The sequence below is a fragment of the Sphingomonas sp. CFBP 13603 genome, from assembly GCF_014892665.1.
Taxonomy (GTDB): Bacteria; Pseudomonadota; Alphaproteobacteria; order Sphingomonadales; family Sphingomonadaceae; genus Sphingomonas.
Window position 1 is genome coordinate 471899 of sequence record NZ_JADBIA010000002.1, and the last position, 20342, is coordinate 492240.

Genomic DNA, 20342 nt, shown 5'->3' on the forward strand with positions numbered 1-20342 from the left:
CCCCGGCACGGGGGGGGGACCGCGCCCCACGGCGTGGTGGAGGGGGGCGACCCCAAGCGTAACGTCTGCGGCTGGCCCCCTCCACCAGCTGCGCTGGTCCCCCTCCCCGCGTGCGGGGAGGATTAGAAAGAGAACGAGACATGGCCGAAAACGATAGCGTGCTCGCTGCTGCGAAGACCTGGAAGGGCGAGAAGATGGCGATCGCCACGGTCGTCTCGACCTGGGGCTCGGCGCCACGGCCCAAGGGCAGCCATATGCTCGTCCATGCCGATGGGCGGTTCGAGGGATCGGTGTCCGGCGGGTGCGTCGAGAGCGACATCCTCGCCACCGCTGCCGAGGTGATCGCCGGGGCGCCGTTCCAGGTCCGCAACTACGGCGTCGCGGATGCGGCGGCGTGGGAAGTCGGGCTGCCGTGCGGCGGCGAGATCGCGGTGATGGTGCAGCCGGTGTCGGCCGAGGGGTTCGATCCCGAGCTGTTCGATCGGATCGCCGATGCGCGCGATCACGGCGATGCGCTGACCGTGACGACCGACCTCGCGACCGGGCACAGCGACGCGCGGCCGCTGGAAACCGGCGAGGTGTTCGTCAACCGCTACGATCCGCCGCGCCGGCTGCTGATCGTCGGCGCGGTGCAGATCGCGCAGGCCTTGGCCGGGCTCGCGCGCGAACTCGGGATCGAGACGGTGGTGATCGATCCGCGCGCGCGCTTCCTGACCGAGGAGCGGTTTCCGGGCGTGACGCTCGACGATCGCTGGCCCGACGAGGCGATCGCCGCGCTCCGTCCCGGTCCGTCGACCGCGGTCGTGACGCTGAGCCACGACATCAAGATCGACGACCCCGCGCTGATCGCGGCGCTCGCGTCCGATGCCGCGTATGTCGGTGCGCTCGGCAGCCGCAAGAGCCATGCGGCGCGGCGCGAGCGGCTTGCCTCGGAGGGCGTTACGGCAGAGAACATCGACCGGATCGATGCGCCGGTCGGGCTCGACATCGGCGCGATTGGACCATCGGAAATCGCGCTGTCGGTCGCGGCGGCGATGATAGGAGCGTTCAATGATCGCCGCTGAAAACGTCTTCCTCATCCTCCTCGCGGCGGGCCGCTCGGAGCGGTTCGGCATCCCCAACAAGCTCGAGGTGCCGTTCCTCAACAAGCCGCTGGGGATGCACGTCGTCACCGCGTTCGAGAACATTCCGTTCAAGCGGCGGCTGGTGGTCACCGACGGCTGCAAGCTCGACTTCATCAGCCATCATTTCGAGGTGGTGCATAACGACGATCCGTCGTCGGGGATGTCGCAGTCGGTGAAGCTCGGCGTGCAGTGCGCGAAGGACGAGGGCGCGGAGGCGGTGCTGATCGCGCTCGCAGACATGCCGCGCGTGACCGCGGCGCATATCTACCGGATGCTCGATGCGGCCGACAGCGCGGACGCGGTGGTCGCGTCGAGCGATGGCGAGAAGCCGAGCCCCCCTGCCCTGTTCGGGCGCGAGCGGTTCGATTTCCTGCTGACGCTGGACGGCGATGCGGGTGCGCGTGACCTGGTGAAGGCGGGGCGGCACGTCGTGACCGCGCCCGCCGAACTGATCGACATCGATACGCCCGAGGATCTGGACCGGCTGCAGGCGCTGGTCCACGATCCCAAGGCGGCGATCACTCGTGCCTTAACGCGTCGATAGGGTTCATCGCCGCCGCGCGCCGTGCCGGGAAATAGCCGAAGACGACGCCGATCACCGCGGAGATCGCGAAGGCGAAGATGTTGATCTCCGGCACGAACAGCCACTGAACCTTGATCAGCGGCGCGATGATCGCGATCGCGGCCTGCGCGACGATCAGGCCGATGACGCCGCCGAGGCAGGACAACGCGATCGCCTCGACGAGGAACTGCAACAGCACCTCGCGCGCGACCGCGCCGATCGCGAGGCGTATGCCGATCTCGCGCGTGCGCTCGGTCACCGACACCAGCATGATGTTCATGATGCCGATCCCGCCGACCACCAGGCTGATCCCGGCGACCGCGGCGACGATGCCGGTGAGCAGGGTCGTCGTGCCGGTCAGCGTGTCGGAAATCTGCTTGGTGTCGAAGATGTTGAAGTCGTCTTCCTTGCCCGCGGTGATCGTGCGGCGCTCACGCAGCAGGTCGGTGATCGAGGCCTGTACCGTCGAGGTCGAGAATTTCTGATCCACGCCGACGAGTATCAGGCGGATGTCCCGGCTGCCGGTGAAGCGGCGCTGGACCGCCTTGATCGGCATGATGACGACATCGTCCTGATCGCCGCCGAAGCCGGCCTGGCCACGAGTCGAGAGGACACCGATCACGTCGCAACTGATCGCGCCGATCCGCATCCGCAGGCCGACCGCGTCTCCCCCGCGGAAGAGGTTGGTGCGGACCGTGTTGCCGATGATGCAGACGGCCTTCCCCGCGGCTTCCTCGATCGGTGAGAAGAGGCGGCCCGAATCGAGCGGCCAGGGCTGGACCTGAAAATAGGCCGAGGTGGTGCCGTTTATCGTGGTCGACCAGTTGGCGCCCTCGTAGATCGCGGTGGCGGTGGCTTGAGCCTGCGGCGCGACCGCGGTGACGCCGGCGATCTGGTTGGCGATCGCGTCGACGTCCTCGGGCTTGAAGTCGGGCGGACGCGGGCCCCCGCCGCCGCGGCCGAAGCCCTGGCCGGGACGGATTTGCAGGATGTTGGTGCCCAGTGCGGAGATCGACTGCTGCACCGCGGCGGTGGTCGCCTTGCCGAGCGTGACCATCGTCACGACCGCACCGACGCCGATGACGATGCCGAGGATGGTGAGGAACGATCGCAGGAGGTGGCGGCGGATCGAGCGGAGCGCGAGGACGAGGGTGGTTCCGAACATTATCGCGTCGCTCCGGTATCGAGAGCGCAGTCTTGCTGCTCCCCTTCCGCTTGCGGGAGGGGTCGGGGGAGGGACTGACCAAATAGACCGGACGCCAGTACGTACGTCGCGCCCTCCCCTGACCCCTCCCGCAAGCGGGAGGGGAATGCGTTTTGGGACGCGCTCACGATTCCACGCTTTCGCCTTGGCGGTGCTGGCTTTCGATGCGTTCTACCAGGCCGTCCTTGAAGTGGACTACGGTGCGCGCGAACGCGGCCATGTCGGGTTCGTGCGTGACCATCAGGACCGTGATGTTCTTCTCCGCGTTCAACCGCGTGAGGAGTTGCATGATCTCCACCGAGCGTTCGCTGTCGAGATTGCCGGTCGGTTCGTCGGCGAGCAGCACGTCGGGGCTGGTCACCAGCGCGCGGGCGATCGCGACGCGCTGTTGCTGGCCGCCGGAGAGTTCGGCGGGGGTGTGGTCCCACCAGTCAGCGAGGCCGACCGTGTCGAGACTCGCCATCGCGGCATCCCGGCGCGCGCGCTTTTCGTCGCCGCGGTAGAGCAAGGGGAGTTCGACATTCTCCAGCGCGGACGTGCGGCTGAGCAGGTTGAAGCCCTGGAACACGAAGCCGAGATATTTCCGCCGGAGCAGCGCGCGCTGGTCGCGGTCGAGCGTCTCGACGTGATGGCCGCGGAACAGGAAGGTGCCGTCGCTCGGCACGTCGAGGCACCCGAGGATGTTCATCGTCGTCGACTTGCCCGACCCCGACGGCCCCATCACCGCGACGAAATCGCCCGCCGCGATGTCGAGGTCGACGCCCTTGAGCGCCTGGAACATCGTCGCGCCCTGCCCGTACGTCTTGGTGACGCCGCGCAGGGTGATGAGCGGTTCGGCGGTGAGCGGTGCGTTACTGGCCACCGCCCCCACCCTTGCTCGCGCTCCCTGCGCGACGTGAGCCGCCACTGCGCTTGGCGTCGTCGCCGCCGCTCGCCAACTGGCCGGTGATGACCTGCGCGCCGGGCTGGAGATTGCCCGACAGGACTTCGGTCATCGTGCCGTTGGTGTCGCCGGTGGTGATCTGCACCGGCTGCGGCGTGCCGTCCGCGCCCTTGACGTAGATCGTCTGCTGCGCGCCGCGAGCGACCGTCGCAGTGCGCTCCGCACCCCCGCCACGGCGCGGACGGAAGGTCAGCGAGCCGGCGATGCCGCCGCCTGCATCGCCGGACGCCGCGGTCGGCTTGAAGCGCAACGCGGCGTTGGGGACGAGCAGGACGTTGCGCTTGTCGGAGGTGACGATGTCCGCGGTCGCGGTCATGCCGGGGCGCAGCGTCAGCGACTGATTACCCACCGTCAGGTCGGCGGCGTACGAGACGACCTGCCCGGTGGTCGAGGTCGCGGTGGTCGAGGTCGACGAGGTGGCCGAGCTGACGGTCAGGTTCGACCCGAGATCGACGCGGCTGATCGTCGCGGGGAAGGTCTGGCCGGGGAACGCGTCGACCGTGAAGCTCGCCTTCTGGCCGATCTTGACCTCGCCGACGTCGGCTTCGTCGATCGCGACCTCGAGCTTCATCTTGGTGAGATCTTCGGCGATCACGAACAGCGTCGGGGTGTTGAACGACGAGGCGACGGTCTGGCCGGGATCGATCTGGCGCGCGAGCACCACCCCCGTCACCGGCGAGCGGATGATCGCGCGCGCGCGCTGCGTCTGGTTCTGCGCGAGGAGCGCGCGGCTGGCGACGACGTTGGCTTCGGCGACCTTCTGCGCCGCGACCGCGCGTGCGTAATCGGCGCGGCCGGTCTGGAGCTCGGTCTTCGACGGCACGCGACCACCCGAGAGGCGCGAGACCTCTTCGAGGCGGTTCAGCTGTGCGCGCGATTCGGCGACGGTGGCCTGAGCCTGCGCGACCTGCGCCTGGTTCGCCGCGAGCTGCGCGCTGGTCTGGCGGATCTGGTCGTCGAGCTGTTCGGGATCGATCAGCGCGAGCGGCTGCCCTGCGGTCACGCGGTCGTTGACGTCGACGACGACCTTCGTGACGAGACCCGATAGCTGCGAACCGACCGTGACCTGCGTGGTCGGGGCGAGCTTGCCGGTTGCCGAGACGCTGACGGTCAGGTTGCCGCGCTGCGCGGCCTGCGTCGAATATTGCGTCTGCTCCTTCGCGCCGAAGCACTTCGCGAGCAACAGGCACAGTAGGACCACGCCGACCGCGATCACGACCCACTTTACGTAGCGTTTCCAGGGGGCCTGCGGCTTCACGCCGAGGAAGTCGTCGATCGATGCGTCGGCCATCAGCGTGCCTCTGGATTGGATATGGGCGCTTCAGGGATCACGGTGGAGTCCCAGCCGCCGCCGAGTGCGGCATAGAGTGCGATCAACGCGGTGGCGGCGTCTGCGCGCGCCTGCGTGGCGCCGTTGCGCGCGGACAGGAGCGCGGATTCCTGCTGGTTGAGCGTGGTGAAATCGGTGAGCCCGGTGCGGTACTGGCTGCGGCTGAGGATCGCGGAATTGTTCGAGGCGTCGAGTGCGATCGCGAACTGGCGCTCGCGTTCCTGCGCGGTCTGCAGCGCGACGACGGCGTTCTCGACATCCTCCAGCGCGGTGAGGACGGTCGATTTGTAGAGCGCGAGCGCGCCGTCGGCGGCGGCTTCGCTGGTGCGGACCTGGCTTCGCAACCGCCCGCCGTTGAAGATCGCCTGCGTCAGCCCGGCGAACAGGCTGCCGGTGATCGCGTCGCCGATATTGCCGATCGAGGTCGCGTTGGTGTTGAGATTGCCGGTGATCGCGAGCGCGGGGTAGAGCTGCGCCTTGGCCACGCCGATCCGCGCGGTGGCGGCAGCGAGCGCGCGTTCGGCGGAGCGGATGTCGGGACGCTGGCGCAGCGTGTCGGCGGGGATGCCGACGCCGACCGCGGCGGGGCCGGTCGGGATCGCCTTCGCGGGCGCCATCATCGCCCGGAGCGCGCCGGGCGCCTGCGCGGTCAGCACGCCGATCCGCGCGACGGCGGCGGCATATTGCTGGTCTAGGCTGGGAATCGTCGCGGCGGTCTGTGCGCGCTGGGCGCGAGCCTGTTCGGCGTCGACGCTGGAGACGAGCCCGGCCTGGACGCGGAAACCGGCGATCTCGAGGTTGTCGTCCTGGATCGTGAGCGAGGCGCGGGCGTTGGCGAGCTGTTGCTGGTACGAGCGGGCGAGGACGTAATTGCGCGCCACCTCGCTTTCGACAGAAATGAGCACGGTGGCGTAGTCGTAGCCGGACGCGGCGTAATCGGCGCGGCTCGCCTCGACGGTGCGACGGATCTCGCCGAACACGCCGACCTGATAGCTGGCGCTAGCGCCGAGCGTGAAGCTGTTCGCGCCGCCGCCGCCGGTGTCGACGACGGTGCCGTCGGGCAGCGTGAACGAGCGCCCGCCGCCGCGGACGTTCTCGTTGCGCTGATACCCGGCCGAGCCATTGACCGTCGGGAGCAGCGAGGCGCGGTTCTGGAGCAGGCTTTCGCGGGCCTGGCGGAGGCGGGCTACCGACTGTGCGATGTCGAGGTTGGCGGCGGCGGCCTGCTCGACGAGCTGGCCGAGGACGGGGTCGTCGAACTTCTGCCACCAGCGGGTGAGGTCTTCGGGCTTGGTCTCGGGCGTGACTGAGTATGCGTCGGGAACGCCGAGCTCAGCGGCGGCCTTGGGGTGGTAGTCCGGGCCGACGGTGCAGCCGGCTAGCAGGACGCCCGCGGAGACGGGTGCGAAGAGAAGGACGCGGACGCGGGACATGGGCGGCAGGCATGACCACGCGGCTGGGGCTAGTCCAGCGGTTTTGTGTCGCGAGGTGTCGCAGGTGGGGTGGATTGGAGGGGGTGGCTTCATCTAGCGCCGGCGCCGCGGACTTGCTCGGCTGCTATCCCGATGGGATGTGTGTGCGCTGTTTAGCGTGGGCCACCCCCCGCTACTTGTTCTCCCGCGAAGGCGGGAGCCCAGTCTGGGTCCCCGCCTTCGCGGGGAAACAAGGTTTGCAGGCCTGAAATGGAGTGAGATGTGCATCCTTTAGCACCTCCCCGGCGGAGGCCGGGGCCCAGTTGGAACGTCTGAGGTGATATCGCGCAACATGCTTCATTGCCGTCCCCCAACTGGGCCCCGGCCTTCGCCGGGGTGGTAGGATGCGATGGGAAAATCAGGGTCCGCCTCTTTCTTGTTCCCCTGCGGAGGCGGGGGGCCAGGGTTACGGGCGCTGCGCTGCTGGATCCTGGGCTCCCGCGTTCGCGGGAGAACAGGAAGGGTGGTCGCGCTAATCAAGCCCACCGCCCCCTCCCCCACCCCAAAAAATCGAACCGCACCCGTTCCAATTTTGCAGTGCAGCGGAACGGAGCGGTGGCGCTAGGGGTTCAGGGATGATGCTAGCCGAACGCCAGCCCGCGACTGATGTCCTCGCGCCGCCTCTTGCCGTGCCCGACGCCGTGAGCCTTTTCTTCGATTTCGACGGGACGCTCGTTGATCTCGCCGCGACGCCGGATGCGGTCGTGGTGAGCCAGATCCTGCTCGATACGCTCGATACGCTTGCCGAGCGGTTCCCCGGTCGCGTCGCGATCATCAGCGGTCGTTCGATCGCGCAGCTCGACGCGATGCTTGGGCGCCACGCGCACCTGTTCGCGGTCGCGGGCAGCCACGGCGCCGAGACGCGCACGCCCGAGGACGGCCATGTCGCGGCCGAACGCCCCGCCTCGCTCGAAGCCGCCGCCGGTGCGTTCCGCGACTTCGCCGACGCCAACGGGCTCGTCTACGAGGCCAAGAGCCTTGGCGCCGGGTTGCACTATCGGATGGCGCCGGACTTCGAACCCGCCGCGGTTCGCCTCGCCGAAGACCTCGCCGTCACCCACGGCCTTACGCTCCAGCGCGGCAAGATGATGGTCGAGCTGCGCACGCCTGGCGACAAGGGTGCGGCGCTCCGCAACCTGATCGCGGCGCCGGCGATGGCGGGCAGCGTGCCGTATTTCTTCGGCGACGACGTCACCGACGAGGACGGGTTCGAGGCCGCACGCGACCTTGGCGGGGCGGGCGTGCTGATCGGTGAGCAACGGCCTACCGCCGCCACCTACCGCCTGAACGACGTTGCCGCACTTCGCGACTGGATTGCTGCCATATTGGAAACACCCACGTTGGAAACACGATGACCGCACCTACCCACAAAGCCGACATGAACCTGTGGCCGATCGGCAATTGCCAGGTCTCCGCGCTGATCGACAAGACCGGCACGTTCGTCTGGGGCTGCGTGCCCCGCGTCGACGGCGATCCGGCGTTCTGCGCGCTGCTTGGCGGCGATGCGCCCAAGACCGGGTTCTGGGCGATCGAACTCGAGGGCGGCGCGAAAACCACGCAGGCCTATATCCGCAACACGCCGATCCTGGTCACGCGCCACGAGGACGAGGCCGGCAACGCGGTCGAGGTGATCGATTTCTGCCCGCGCTTCGTGCGCGAGGGGCGGACCTATCGCCCGACCAGCTTCGTCCGGATCGTCAAGCCGGTCGCGGGCTCGCCGCGCATTCGCGTTAGGATGCGGGTCGCGACGAACTGGGGAAAGCCGACCGAGCACACGCAGGGTTCGAACCACATCCGCTTCCTGATGGACGACCAGACGCTGCGGCTGACCACCGATGCGCCGGTCGGGCATATCGTCGGCGAGAACTGGTTCCGGCTCGAACGCCAGATGCACCTGTTCCTCGGACCCGACGAGAGCTTCGCGGGCGTGCTGCACGAGGCGGCCGAAGCGATGCTGTCGCGGACCAAGGACGAGTGGCGGCACTGGGTTCGCGGGCTGGCGACGCCAGTCGAGTGGCAGGACGTCGTCATCCGCGCGGCGATCACGCTCAAGCTGTGCCAGCATGAGGAGACCGGCGCGATCGTCGCCGCGCTCACCACCTCGATCCCCGAGCATGAGGGGTCGGAGCGCAACTGGGACTATCGCTACTGCTGGATCCGCGACGCCTATTATACCGTGCAGGCGCTCAACCGGCTGGGTGCGCTCGACGTGCTCGAAGGGTATCTCGAATATCTGCGCAACATCGTCGATGCGTCGAAGGGTGGCCATGTCCAGCCGCTCTACGGGGTCGGCGGCGAGGCGACCCTGATCGAGCGGATCGAAAGCGACCTGCCCGGCTATCGCGGGATGGGCCCGGTCCGCGTCGGCAACCAGGCGTACGAGCAGATCCAGCACGACGCGTACGGCCAGATCATCCTGTCCGACGTCCAGGCGTTCTTCGACAAGCGGCTGTTCCGGATGTCGAGCGAGGAGGACTTCAAGAGCCTCGAACTGGTCGGCGATCGCGCATGGGAGACCTACGACAAGCCCGACGCGGGACTGTGGGAGCTGCGCACCAAGGCGCACGTCCACACCTATTCGGCGGCGATGTGCTGGGCAGCGTGCGATCGGCTTGCCAATGCGGCGGAGGTTCTCGGGCTTGAGGATCGCCGGACGTTCTGGGAAGAGCGCGCGAACACGATCCGCAACGTGATCGAGCAATCGGCGTGGCGCGAGGATACGCAGCGTATCTCGGCGACGTTCGGTGGCGACGATCTCGACGCGAGCCTGATCCAGCTGCTCGACCTGCGCTTCTTCGCGCCCGACGATCCGCGGTTCCAGTCGACGCTGAAGGCGGTCGAGGAGGGTCTGCGGCGCGGCAGCCACATGCTGCGCTATGCGACCGAGGATGATTTCGGCCTGCCGCACACCGCGTTCAACGTCTGCACCTTCTGGCTGATCGAGGCGCTGCACGCGACCGGCCGCACTGCCGACGCGCGCGCGCTGTTCTGCGAGATGGTTGCGCGGCGGACGCCGGCCGGGCTGCTGTCGGAGGATATCGACCCGAACACCGGCGAGCTGTGGGGCAATTATCCGCAAACCTATTCGCTGGTGGGGCTGATCAATTGCGCGGTCCTGCTCAGCAAGCCGTGGAGTGCCGTCCGATGAGCCGCCTCGTCGTCATCTCGAACCGCGTCCAGTCGGTCGATGCGCCTTCGGGCAACCAGGGTGGCCTCGCGGTCGCGTTGCTCGCTGCACTCCGCGAAAAGGGCGGCGTGTGGTTCGGCTGGTCGGGGTCGACCACCGAGACCTTCACCGGGCACATCAATTTCCAGCAGGGCAAGGGCGTCACCACCGCGACGATCGACCTCGAAGAGCAGGATTTCGACGAATATTACAACGGCTATGCGAACCGCACGCTGTGGCCGCTGTTCCACTACCGGATCGACTTGACCGAGTTCGAACGCGATTTCTCCAGCGGCTATGCGCGGGTGAACAAGCGGTTCGCGGAGACGGTGCTACCGTTGATCGAGCCCGAGGATCTGGTGTGGGTCCATGATTACCACCACGTTCCGCTCGGGCAGGAACTGCGCAAGCTCGGCGTCGAGAACAAGATCGGGTTCTTCCTCCACATCCCGTGGCCGCCGATGGCGATGCTGCTGTCGCTGCCGAGCCACCGTGCGCTGGTCGAATCGATGTTCGCATACGACGTGATCGGCTTCCAGACGCAGGACTGGCTCGACAGCTTCCTGCATTACGTGACGAGCCAGCTCGACGGCGTGGTCGGCGAGGATGGCTGGGTGACGGTCGGCGACCGTACGATCAAGGCGATCACGACGCCGATCGGGATCGAGACCGCGGACTTCGAGAAGTCGGCGAACAGCGACGCGGCGCGGCATGCCAAGGAGCGGATGTACATGTCCGCGACCGGCCGCAGCCTGATCGTCGGGGTCGACCGGCTCGATTATTCGAAGGGTCTCGCCGAGCGGTTCGCGGGCTACGAGCGGTTCCTCGGGTCGCATCCGGATCGGCGCGGGCTGGTCTACATGCTCCAGATCGCGCCGCCTTCGCGCGAGAAGGTGGATACCTACCAGGAGATTCGCGCGAACCTCGATTCAATGTCGGGGCGGATCAACGGCGAATATTCGGACATCGACTGGACGCCGATCCGCTACGTCAACCAGGGCTTTCCGCGCGATGTGCTGGCGGGGATTTATCGCGCCGCCCGGGTCGGGCTGGTGACGCCGTTGCGCGACGGGATGAACCTCGTCGCGAAGGAATATGTCGCGGCGCAGGACCCCGAGGATCCGGGCGTGCTGGTGCTGTCGCACTTCGCGGGCGCGGCGACACAGTTGAAGGACGCGGTGCTGGTCAATCCGTACAGCCCCGAGGAGATGTCCGACGCGATCGACCGGGCGCTGAAGATGCCGCTGGCCGAGCGGAAGGCCCGCTGGGAGAAGCTGATCGATAACGTCCGCAAGGAGGACGTGATGTGGTGGTGCGAGTTGTTTATTACCGCGCTGGAGGCAGTGCCGGAGCACGTCGAGGCGTAGGTCCCAGCCTCCTTCGTCATCCTGACGAAAGTCAGGACCCAGGGTCACGAGCGCTATGGTTTTGGCTCTGGGTCCTGACTTTCGTCAGGATGACGGGGCGTGTGTGGAAAGGTCAGGCGCCATCAGCAGGCGGTTGCGCGGGATGGCTTCGGGCATTTCCTCGCGGATGTACTTCAGCAACGCTTCCCGCACATCACAGCGCAGATCGAACGCGATCGCGGCGTCCTTGGCGGTCATCAGCCCGCGCAGTTCGATGCAGTCCGTCTTCACGTCGGTCACCTGGAGGTTGTAGAACCGCTTGTCCCAGCGTGGGTTCGAGGTAACGATCTCGCCCAGTTTCTCCCGCAGCCTGGGCACATCCGCCGACGGGTCGAGGTACCAGAACACCGAGCCCATCAGCTGGCTCGTCTCGCGCGTCCAGTTCTGGAAGCTCTGTTCGAGAAACTTCGACACCGGCACGACGAGGCGTCGCTCATCCCAGATCTTGATGACCACGAAGGTCAGGTTGATCTGCTCGACCCGCCCCCATTCGCCGTCGACGATCAGCACGTCGTCGATCCGGATCGGCTCGGTGAACGCCATCTGCACGCCGGCGATCAGGTTCTTGAGCGCAGGCTGGGCCGCCGCACCGACGACGAGGCCGGCGATACCCGCCGACGCCATCAACGTGACGCCGATCGAGCGGATACCGGGGACGCTCAACAGCATCAGGCAGACGCTGACGAAGATGATGAAGAACGTGCCTATCCGCCCGAGGATCGCGGCCCGCGTGCGCTTGCGGCGGGCGCGGAGATTGTCCTCGACCGAGATGTCGGCGCGAATCTCGATGACGTCCTGGAACGCGCGCAGCGCCGCGACCGCGAGCCAGCCGAGCAGCGCGGGGACGAGGAAACCGAGCAACTGCTTCCACAGATCCTCGATGTCGTTGTCCATCGGCAGGATCCGCGCGACGAACGCGACCGCGACCGAGACGAACACCGCGCGCAACGGGCGGCGAACGCGGGCTAGGACGAGACCGTCGGTCTTGGCGGTGGAGCGTCGCTGGGCATGGCCGCCGATCCGCATCGTCAGCCAGTGCGCGACCAGCGCGACGAGGACGGCCGCCGAAACGACGGCGACGCTCTCCAGCCAGACCCATTCGGGGGGTATGTGGAGCGATCTGAACATGCGCATGTTAGCGCAACGGTTGGGTGGGCGCGCGAGTTCCGCTGCAGTGCAGCATTTTGCTCATTAGACTAGGATTGACCACCGGACAGTCACCACCCCGGCGAAGGCCGGGGCCCAATTGGGAAGGTCGCAGTAACGGCGGACTGCGCATCGTTACAGCCGTCCCCCAATTGGGCCCCGGCCTTCGCCGGGGTGGTCTGCTGATTTGATTCGCGTTGCCTACCGTCGAAAGCGTTCCTGGATGACGCCCCGCCCCGATCATGCCAGAACCGCCCAACCATGATCGCCCAGAGAATCAGACACTTCCTGAGCGAAGAGGACTGGCAGTTCGCCGAACACGAACGCCCCGTCCTCCCCGGCTCCCCCGGCTCGCCGCTACACCCCCGGCACCGCCAGATCGCCTATGCACTGATCGGCATATTGCTCGGCCTGACGGTAGGTTTCGGCAACGCGCTCATCAGCGCCAACACCTACACGCTCCAGGGCGCGCTCGGGCTCGATCCGGCCGAGATCGCATGGCTGCCGACGGTCTACGTCATGACCAACGTCAGCATAAACCTGTTGATGATCAAGTTCCGCGCGCAGTTCGGCCTGCGCCCGTTCGCGATGATCTTCCTGATCCTCTACGTGCTGATCACGCTCGCGCATCTGTTCGTCCACGGCTTCGCGACCGCGATCGCGGTGCGTGCGATCAGCGGGATGGCGGGCGCGGCACTGAGCAGCCTGTGCCTCTATTACGTGATGCAGTCGCTCCCCGCGAAATGGCGGTTGAAGGCCGTCGTGCTTGGCATCGGCATCCCGCAATGCGCGACGCCGCTCGCACGGCTGTTCTCTCCCGACCTGCTGGCGATGTCGCAGTGGCGGACCTTGTACCTGTTCGAACTCGGGCTGGCGCTGCTGTCGCTTGCCGCGGTCGCAGCCCTCCGCCTGCCGCCGACGACGCGGAGCAAGGCGTTCGAGCCGCTCGACTTCTTGACGTTCGTGCTGTTCGCCGGATCGACCGCGCTGTTCGCCGCGGTGCTCGGGCTCGGGCGGATCGTCTGGTGGACCAACGCGCCGTGGATCGGCTGGGCGCTGATCGTCGCGATCCCGATGTTCGCCGCCGCGATCGTCGTCGAGCATCACCGCGCCAACCCGCTGCTCAACACCCGCTGGCTCGGCAGCGCCGACATCGTCCGGTTCACGATCGTGATCGTCATGGCGCGGATCGTGCTGTCGGAGCAGACCTATGCGTCGGTCGGGCTGCTCACCGTGCTCGGCCAGAACAACGACCAGCTCGTGCCGTTCTTCCTGATCATCTTCGTCGCGTCGGTCGCCGGCGTGATCGCGAGTGCGGTGACGCTGGACGTCGAGCGGCTCGGCCACCCGATCATGCTGGCGATCGGCCTGGTCGCGGTGGCGGCGTGGTTCGATTCCTATGCGACCAGCCTGACGCGCGCGCCGCAGATGTACGTGACGCAGGCGATCATCGGCTTCTCCGCGACGTTCTTCCTCGGGCCCGCGCTGCTGTTCGGCATGACCCGCGCGCTGAAGGAAGGCGCGGGGCACATCATCAGCTTCATCGCGCTGTTCGGGATCATCAACTCGCTCGGCGGGCTCGGCGGCACCGCGCTGCTCGGCAGCTATCAGGTGATCCGCGAGAAGGCGAACAGCGTGGCGCTGGTCCAGCAGATCTCGCCGACCGACCCGATCGTCACGCAGCGCATCGCCGCGGGTGGCGCCGCGGTCAGCCGGGTGATCGTCGATCCAACGCTGCGCAACGCCGAGGGCGCCGCGATCCTGTCGCAAACCACGACGCGGGAGGCGAACGTGCTTGCGTATGACGACGTCTTCCGGTTGATCGCGGTGCTTGCCGGCGGAACGTTCGGGTATCTGCTGTTCCTGCTGGCGAGACGCGCGCGACGCGAGAGACGGGCGCGGCTTGAGGGGATGACATGAGCGACGCACGCAGCCCGGTGGCCGAGGGGCCGGCGACCGAAGAGAAACAGGCGGAGGTGGCCGCTGCACCGGCCGCCCCGGTCACGCCGGTCGGCTCCGGATGGCGTCCGCAACCGCCCAGCCGCAACGTCATCATCATCATCGCCCTACTCGCGATCGCGGGCGTGTGCGCGGTGCTCGCGGCGTGGCGCCTGCCGCCGTTCGCGACCAGCTATCAGTCGACCGACAACGCGTATGTGCGCGGCCGGACGACGGTGATCAGCCCGCAGGTCAGCGGCTATGTGACGCAAGTGCTCGTGCGCGACTTCGCCGATGTGAAGCAGGGCGATCCGCTGGTGAAGATCGACGACCGCATCTATCGCCAGCGCGTCGACCAGGCGCAGGCGCAGGTCGATGCGCAGGCAGCCACGCTCGCCAACAGCCGGCAGACGGCCGCCAGCCGCGAGGCGACGTTCGCAGCACAGGACGCCGCGGTCGCCAATGCCGAGGCGCAACTGATGCGCGCGCAGGCCGACATGGCGCGCGTCAACGACCTCGTGACCGACGGCTCGGTGTCACTGCGCGAGCGCGACCAGACGCTGGCGGCGTTGCGCCAGGCACAGGCACAGGTCCGACAGGCGAAGGCTGCGCGGGAGATTGCGCGACAGGATATCCGCACTGTCGAGGTCGGGCGTGGTGGCCAGCAGGCAGGCGTCTCGGGCGCGGAGGCGGCGCGACAGCTTGCGCGGATCGATCTGGCCAACACCGTGATCCGCGCGCCGGAAACGGGGCGGTTGAGTGAGGTCGGCGTACGCCTCGGGCAGTATGTGACGGCCGGGTCGCAGCTTATGTTCCTGGTGCCGCCGGAGACGTGGGTGATCGCGAACTTCAAGGAAGCGCAGACCGCCAAGATGCTGATTGGGCAGCCTGCTTCATTCACGGTGGACGGGTTGGCGAACGCGCGGCTGACCGGGCATGTCGAGCGGATCTCGCCGGCGGCGGGGTCGGAGTTCGCGGTACTGAAGGCGGACAATGCGACGGGGAACTTCACCAAGGTGCCGCAGCGGATCGCTGTGCGGATCCGGGTGGATGGGGGGCAGCCGCTGAGCGCACGGTTGCGACCGGGGATGTCGGTGCAGGCTCGGGTGGATACGGCCGGTGGGCCGGGGGTTCGGTGATGCGGACGAAATTGCACGTCCCCCCCGTTCCTTGTTCTCCCGCGAAGGCGGGAGCCCAGTCTGGATCCCCGCCTTCGCAGGGAAACATCGATTTTGCGGGACACGTAATAGGTGGCGCGAGGCCCATCCCCCAATGGGCCACTACCCCGGCGGAGGCCGGGGCCCAATTGGGGAACGGTGGTAACGAAGCGCAGTCCCCCCTAACCCCGACCTTTCCAATTGGGCCCCGGCTTTCGCCGGGGGGGAAGCGTTTTGTGCGATCGTCTTCGCTCAGGTGGTACGATCCGGTAGGAGCGGGATCAGCGAGAGCCGCCGCCCTCACCCTCGCCCTCCTCGCCACCGCCTGTATCGGCCCCCGCCCGGAAGCGCCCGCCACCACCGCGGTAACCCCGCCCCCCGCGTGGCGCACCGCGCTTGGCCCCGGGGCACCGATCCGTGCGGACTGGTGGAGCGCGTTCGGGGATCCCGTCCTCACCGATCTCGTCGCCCGCGCGCTCGCCAACAGCCCCGACCTCGGCTCCGCCGCCGCGCGCATCGACGAAGCCCGCGCCGCCGCACGGCTTGCCCGCGCGCAGCAGACGCCGCTCGTCAGCGGCTCGGCACCAAGTACCACCGGCCAGACCGTCAGCCCGCTCGGCACGCCCTCCGATGCGATCGGCGCGCAGCCGGCGGTGACGATCAGCTACGACCTAGACCTGTTCGGCCGCCTCCGCCTCGCAAGCCAAGCCGCCCGCGCGCAGTTGCTCGCCAGCGAAGCCGCGCGCGACACGGTGAGGCTCGGTATCGCGAGCAGCGTCGCGACCGGCTACATCACACTCCGCGCACTCGACCTCCGCCTCGCCGTCGCGCGCGAGACGCTGGCGGCCCGCGCGGAAGGCTTGCGCATCGCCCGCCGCCGCGCAGAGACCGGTTACACCTCGAACCTAGAATTGCGGCAGTCGGAGGCGGAATATCATGCCACCGAACAGCTTGTCCCTGCCGCCGAACTCGCGATCAGCCGGCAGGAGAACGCGCTCAGCCTGCTGCTTGGCGACACCCCCGGCCCTATCGCGCGCGGCCGCACGCTGGACCAACTCGCTGCACCGGCGATCCCAGACGGCCTCCCCGCCGACCTGATCCGCCGCCGCCCCGATCTGTATCAGGCCGAGCAGACTTTGGTGGCCACCGATCGCTCGCTCGACAGCGCGCGCGCGGCGATGCTGCCGAACCTTGCGCTCACTGGCTCGGCCGGCGTGGTGCTGTCGAGTGCGCTCGCCAACCCGATCGCGGTGTTCTCGCTCGGCGCGAGCGTGCTGAGCCCAATTTTCGACGGCGGGCGCTTGGGGGCACAAGCCGACGCGGCCACCGCGCGTCGCGACCAGGCCGCGTTCGCCTATCGCCGGACAGCGCTGCAAGCGTTCCGCGAGGTCGACGACAGCCTTGCCGGCGTCCAGCGCTCGGGGCAGCAGGCAGTCGCGCTCGCCGGCCAACGCGACGCGCTTGCGGGCGCGCTGCGCAATGCGTCGAACCGCTACCGCGCCGGATATTCGGCGTATATCGACCAGCTCGATGCGCAACGTGGTTTGCTGACCGCGGAGCTGTCGTTGGTGCAGGCGCGCGCGGATCGGCTGACGGCGTATGTGACGCTGTACCAGGCAATGGGCGGCGGCTGGTCGCGCGCGGACGCCGAGGTGGTACGGCGCTAGTGTTCCCCGCGAAGGCGGGGGTGCAGGGTCAAGCAGCGCTGCGTTCGTAGTCCTGAGCGCCCGCCTCCGAGTGAGAACTACGATGCATTTTCCTGCCACACTTCGCCCGTAGAGCCGTACCCCATGAAGGCCATCATCCTTGCCGCGGGCCACGGATCGCGGCTGCTGCCGTTGACGCTCACCACGCCGAAATGCCTGGTCGAGGTCGGCGGTCGCGCGATCCTTGACCATCAGCTCGACGCGGTCGCTGCGGCGGGAGTTGCCGGCGCGGTGATCGTCGGTGGCTACCGGATCGACCAGATCGAGGCGCATCTGGGCGCGCGCGACTATGGCCTGCCGACCGACCTCGTCTTCAATCCGTTCTGGTCGACTGCCAACAGCATCGGCAGCGTCTGGGCGGCGCGCGCGTATCTCGAGGCGCCGTTCGCGCTCATGAACGGTGACACCGTGTTCGATCCGGCGATCCTGCGCACGGCGATGGCGGGTGGGACCGAAGAGGTAGCGTTGCTGGTCGAGCCGCTCGTCGATGCCGGTCTCGACGACATGCTGGTCGAGACCGAGGGCGACCGGGTCATCGCGGTCGGCAAGCATCTCGTCGGTCACGCGGCGACGGATCGATCGCTCGGGCTGATCGTGTCGCAGGGCGGGGCGGCCTATGCCGAGGCGCTGCGCGCGGTGATCGGCGAAGAGAACGGCATCCACGCCTATCACCACGCCGTCGTCGCGCGTGTCGCGCAGGGGCCGGGCGTGACGGCGGTGCGGATCGCGTCCGGCGCGCACTGGCAGGAGATAGACCGGCCCGAGGATATCGCGCTCTGGGAAGGCGATCACGGCCGATGATGCCGAAGGTCGCGTTCCTGTTCCTGGGGGAGACGCTGCTGATCCCGCATATCTATCCGATCGTCGAAGCGCTCGCCGCCGCGTCGGACGTGCCGATCGAGTTGTGGGTCAGCACGTCGGTGCACGAGACGTTGCTGGCGCGGTGGACGGCGCCCTTCCCTACCGTTCGCATTCGCCGCGCGCCCGGGTATCGCGTCGTTGCTGACGACGGCAGCGGGCGTAATCCGGTGCTGCCAGCGAAGATGCCGATGCTGCTGCGGCTGCTGCCGTATCTGCGCAGCGCGACGGTCGTCGTGTGTGCCGAGCAGACGAGCCTGTGGCTGCCGCGGCTGTTTCCGATGCGCGCGAAGTTCGTGAAGACCTCGCACGGGGTTGGCTCGATGAGCGCGCGCGATGACCCCCGCCGGCGGGCCGCGGCGTTGACGCTGGTGCCGAGCGAACTGGAGCGGCGGACGTACCTCGACCGCGGGTTCGCGCCCGAGCGTTTCGTCGCGACCGGCTATGTGAAGGCCGACTTCACGCACCGGACGCACGCCGCGCCGCCGTTTGCGGATACGCGGCCGGTCGTCCTGTATGCGCCGCATTGGCAGCAGCATCGCTCGTCGTGGTGGCGCTGGGGGGCGGAGGTCGTGCGGCGGATCGTCGCGGACGGGCGCTACAATCTGATCTTCGCGCCGCACCAGCGACTGGTCGAGCGCGCGCCCAAGGTGGCGGACTTGATGCGCGAGATCGGGGACTTGGCGCATGTGCACTGCGACATCGACGGGTTCGCGATGGTCGACGGCAGTTATACCGGCGTGGCGGACGTGTATCTCGGCGATACGTCGAGCCAGGTGATCGAGTTTCTCATGCGGCCGCGGCCTTGTGTGTTTCTCAACGCGAGGGGTGTCGCCTGGGAGAGCGATCCGAATTACGCGATGTGGGTTTGCGGTGAGGTGGTTGGCGATGTTGCGGATGTCGTGGCGGCGGTGGATCGCTCGGCGCTGAGGCATGCGGAGTATGCGGCGGTTCAGGCGGAGTTTGCCGGGCGGTCGCTGGGGGCGGTCGAGGGTGGCGCGGCGCGCGCTGCGGAAGAAGTCCTTCGGCTACTGGAAGCCACGTCGGTCTAGTAAGCAGCTGTTCCCCCGCGGAGGCGGGGGTCCAGGGTACCAACCGCAGCGCTGCTTGATCCTGGGCCCCCGCCTTCGCGGGGGAACTAGATACGATCGGCAACCGTGAGCCCCCTCTCGCTTTCACGACCAGATCGGGTAACGGGTGCGGCATGTTAGATTCGACAGCCCCCACGCCAGCGCTCCGGACCGTCCGGGCGAACGACACGCTGCTCTGGGGCATGACCAATGCCGAGCGGATCCGGCGGATCGGCGTCGCGCAAGGGTTGCCGGCCGATGGCGACGGCGACACCGGCTCGGTGATCCTCGCCAATCTCGCCTATGCGTTCGACCCGATGTGGATCGCGTATCTGAAGACGCGGGCCGGCACCGTCGTGACTCGCACCGGCGTCCCCGTGCTCGCGCATGTCCGCGACGCCGACGAGCGTGCGCGGATGACGGCGGCGATGCTCGGCGAGGCGCCGCTAGTGACCGGGCTGACGGTGATCGCCGCCGAAGCCGAGGAAGGCATCTTCAACGAAGCGTTGCGCAAGCGCGAACGCCCGTTCGCCGAACTACTGACCCCCGCCGCGGTGCCGGCGATCGAGCGGGCGAGCTATGTCGGCGCGTACAAGGGCGTCACCGACCTGCTGACCAAATATCTCTGGCCCGAATGGGCGCTGGCGATCACGCGGGTCTGCGCGCGCGCCGGGATCACGCCGAACCAGGTGACCGCGCTCGGTTCGGTGCTGTGCATCGTCGCCACGGTGGCGTTCTGGTATGGCTGGTTCTGGACCGGGCTGGCTACGGGTCTGTTCTTCATGGTGCTCGACACCGTCGACGGGAAGCTGGCGCGGTGCACGATCACCTCGTCGAAGCTGGGCAATGCGTGGGATCACGGCGTCGACCTGGTCCACCCGCCATTCTGGTGGTGGGCCTGGGCGGCGGGGTGTGCGCCGTATGGGCGACCGCTCGAGGACGGCGTGTTCTGGGCGGTGATCGGGACGATGCTGTTCGGCTATGTCGCGCAGCGGCTGATCGAGGGGGCGTTCATCGTCCGGTTCGGGATGCACATCCATGTGTGGGAACGGTTCGACAGCTGGTTCCGGCTGATCACCGCGCGGCGCAATCCGAACATGGTGATCTTGTTTGCGGGGTTGCTGGTGACGCGGCCGGACTGGGGGATCATCGGGGTGGCGGCTTGGACTGCGATCTCGTTGGTGGTGCATCTGGTAAGGCTGGTGCAGGCGATGGTTCGCAAGGCGAAGGGTGAGACGCTGACGAGTTGGCTGGCTTGAG

16 protein-coding genes are annotated in these 20342 nt (G+C 67.8%); 11 read left to right on the forward strand and 5 right to left on the reverse strand.

Going from position 1 to position 20342, the window contains the following annotated elements; genetic code table 11:
- The first annotated feature begins 140 nt into the window (after nucleotides 1-140).
- Entirely contained in the window at nucleotides 141-1064 is a 924-nt protein-coding gene (locus tag IFR23_RS05015; RefSeq protein WP_056047398.1) for an XdhC family protein, read from the forward strand.
- Nucleotides 1051-1668: a nucleotidyltransferase family protein gene (locus IFR23_RS05020; RefSeq protein ID WP_056060724.1), complete on the forward strand. Its 618-nt coding sequence runs from the start codon at nucleotides 1051-1053 to the stop codon at nucleotides 1666-1668. Before IFR23_RS05015 ends, IFR23_RS05020 begins: the two co-directional genes overlap by 14 nt.
- Here the strand turns inward: IFR23_RS05020 and IFR23_RS05025 are convergent.
- From IFR23_RS05025 to IFR23_RS05040, 4 genes are all read right to left on the reverse strand, one after another.
- Nucleotides 1643-2851 carry an ABC transporter permease gene (locus IFR23_RS05025; RefSeq protein WP_107964077.1) on the reverse strand — a complete coding sequence of 403 codons (1209 nt, stop codon included), beginning with the start codon at nucleotides 2849-2851 and terminating at the stop codon, nucleotides 1643-1645. The two genes, IFR23_RS05020 and IFR23_RS05025, sit on opposite strands and share 26 nt — an antisense overlap.
- 163 nt (nucleotides 2852-3014) lie before the next feature.
- A complete protein-coding gene (locus IFR23_RS05030) occupies nucleotides 3015-3671 on the reverse strand; it encodes an ABC transporter ATP-binding protein (RefSeq protein WP_243643425.1) in 657 nt (218 codons plus the stop codon).
- Nucleotides 3672-3741: 70 nt separating this feature from the next.
- Complete coding sequence (locus IFR23_RS05035; RefSeq protein WP_192974932.1) at nucleotides 3742-5124, reverse strand: efflux RND transporter periplasmic adaptor subunit; 1383 nt, start codon at nucleotides 5122-5124, stop codon at nucleotides 3742-3744.
- Nucleotides 5124-6596: an efflux transporter outer membrane subunit gene (locus IFR23_RS05040; RefSeq protein WP_192974933.1), complete on the reverse strand. Its 1473-nt coding sequence runs from the start codon at nucleotides 6594-6596 to the stop codon at nucleotides 5124-5126. The genes IFR23_RS05035 and IFR23_RS05040 overlap by 1 nt, the downstream gene beginning before the upstream one ends.
- 614 nt (nucleotides 6597-7210) lie before the next feature.
- Here IFR23_RS05040 and otsB point away from each other — a divergent pair.
- From otsB to IFR23_RS05055, 3 genes are read left to right on the forward strand one after another with little or no spacing between them, the layout of a single operon-like run.
- Complete coding sequence (gene otsB, locus IFR23_RS05045; RefSeq protein WP_244655450.1) at nucleotides 7211-7990, forward strand: trehalose-phosphatase; 780 nt, start codon at nucleotides 7211-7213, stop codon at nucleotides 7988-7990.
- Complete coding sequence (locus IFR23_RS05050; protein ID WP_192974934.1) at nucleotides 7987-9783, forward strand: glycoside hydrolase family 15 protein; 1797 nt, start codon at nucleotides 7987-7989, stop codon at nucleotides 9781-9783. Before otsB ends, IFR23_RS05050 begins: the two co-directional genes overlap by 4 nt.
- On the forward strand, nucleotides 9780-11168 hold the full coding sequence (locus IFR23_RS05055; protein WP_056060743.1) for an alpha,alpha-trehalose-phosphate synthase (UDP-forming): 1389 nt from the start codon (nucleotides 9780-9782) through the stop codon (nucleotides 11166-11168). Before IFR23_RS05050 ends, IFR23_RS05055 begins: the two co-directional genes overlap by 4 nt.
- An 84-nt stretch (nucleotides 11169-11252) precedes the next feature.
- Here IFR23_RS05055 and IFR23_RS05060 read toward each other — a convergent pair whose 3' ends face one another.
- Nucleotides 11253-12341 (reverse strand): mechanosensitive ion channel family protein, encoded by a 1089-nt coding sequence (locus IFR23_RS05060; protein ID WP_342344871.1) that lies wholly within the window; start codon nucleotides 12339-12341, stop codon nucleotides 11253-11255.
- A 273-nt stretch (nucleotides 12342-12614) separates the two neighbouring features.
- Between IFR23_RS05060 and IFR23_RS05065 the strand changes: the two genes are divergently transcribed.
- From IFR23_RS05065 to IFR23_RS05090, 6 genes are all read left to right on the forward strand, one after another.
- The gene (locus IFR23_RS05065) at nucleotides 12615-14273 is read left to right on the forward strand and encodes an MFS transporter (RefSeq protein WP_192974935.1); all 1659 of its coding nucleotides are present in this window, start codon (nucleotides 12615-12617) and stop codon (nucleotides 14271-14273) included.
- Nucleotides 14270-15430: an HlyD family secretion protein gene (locus IFR23_RS05070; RefSeq protein ID WP_192974936.1), complete on the forward strand. Its 1161-nt coding sequence runs from the start codon at nucleotides 14270-14272 to the stop codon at nucleotides 15428-15430. Before IFR23_RS05065 ends, IFR23_RS05070 begins: the two co-directional genes overlap by 4 nt.
- Nucleotides 15431-15684: 254 nt before the next feature.
- Complete coding sequence (locus IFR23_RS05075) at nucleotides 15685-17115, forward strand: efflux transporter outer membrane subunit (RefSeq protein WP_192974937.1); 1431 nt, start codon at nucleotides 15685-15687, stop codon at nucleotides 17113-17115.
- Nucleotides 17116-17238: 123 nt separating this feature from the next.
- Entirely contained in the window at nucleotides 17239-17955 is a 717-nt protein-coding gene (locus IFR23_RS05080; protein WP_192974938.1) for a phosphocholine cytidylyltransferase family protein, read from the forward strand.
- A complete protein-coding gene (locus IFR23_RS05085) occupies nucleotides 17952-19064 on the forward strand; it encodes a hypothetical protein (RefSeq protein WP_192974939.1) in 1113 nt (370 codons plus the stop codon). Before IFR23_RS05080 ends, IFR23_RS05085 begins: the two co-directional genes overlap by 4 nt.
- Nucleotides 19065-19216: 152 nt before the next feature.
- The gene (locus IFR23_RS05090) at nucleotides 19217-20341 is read left to right on the forward strand and encodes a CDP-alcohol phosphatidyltransferase family protein (RefSeq protein ID WP_192974940.1); all 1125 of its coding nucleotides are present in this window, start codon (nucleotides 19217-19219) and stop codon (nucleotides 20339-20341) included.
- The last annotated feature ends 1 nt before the right edge of the window (nucleotide 20342 follow it).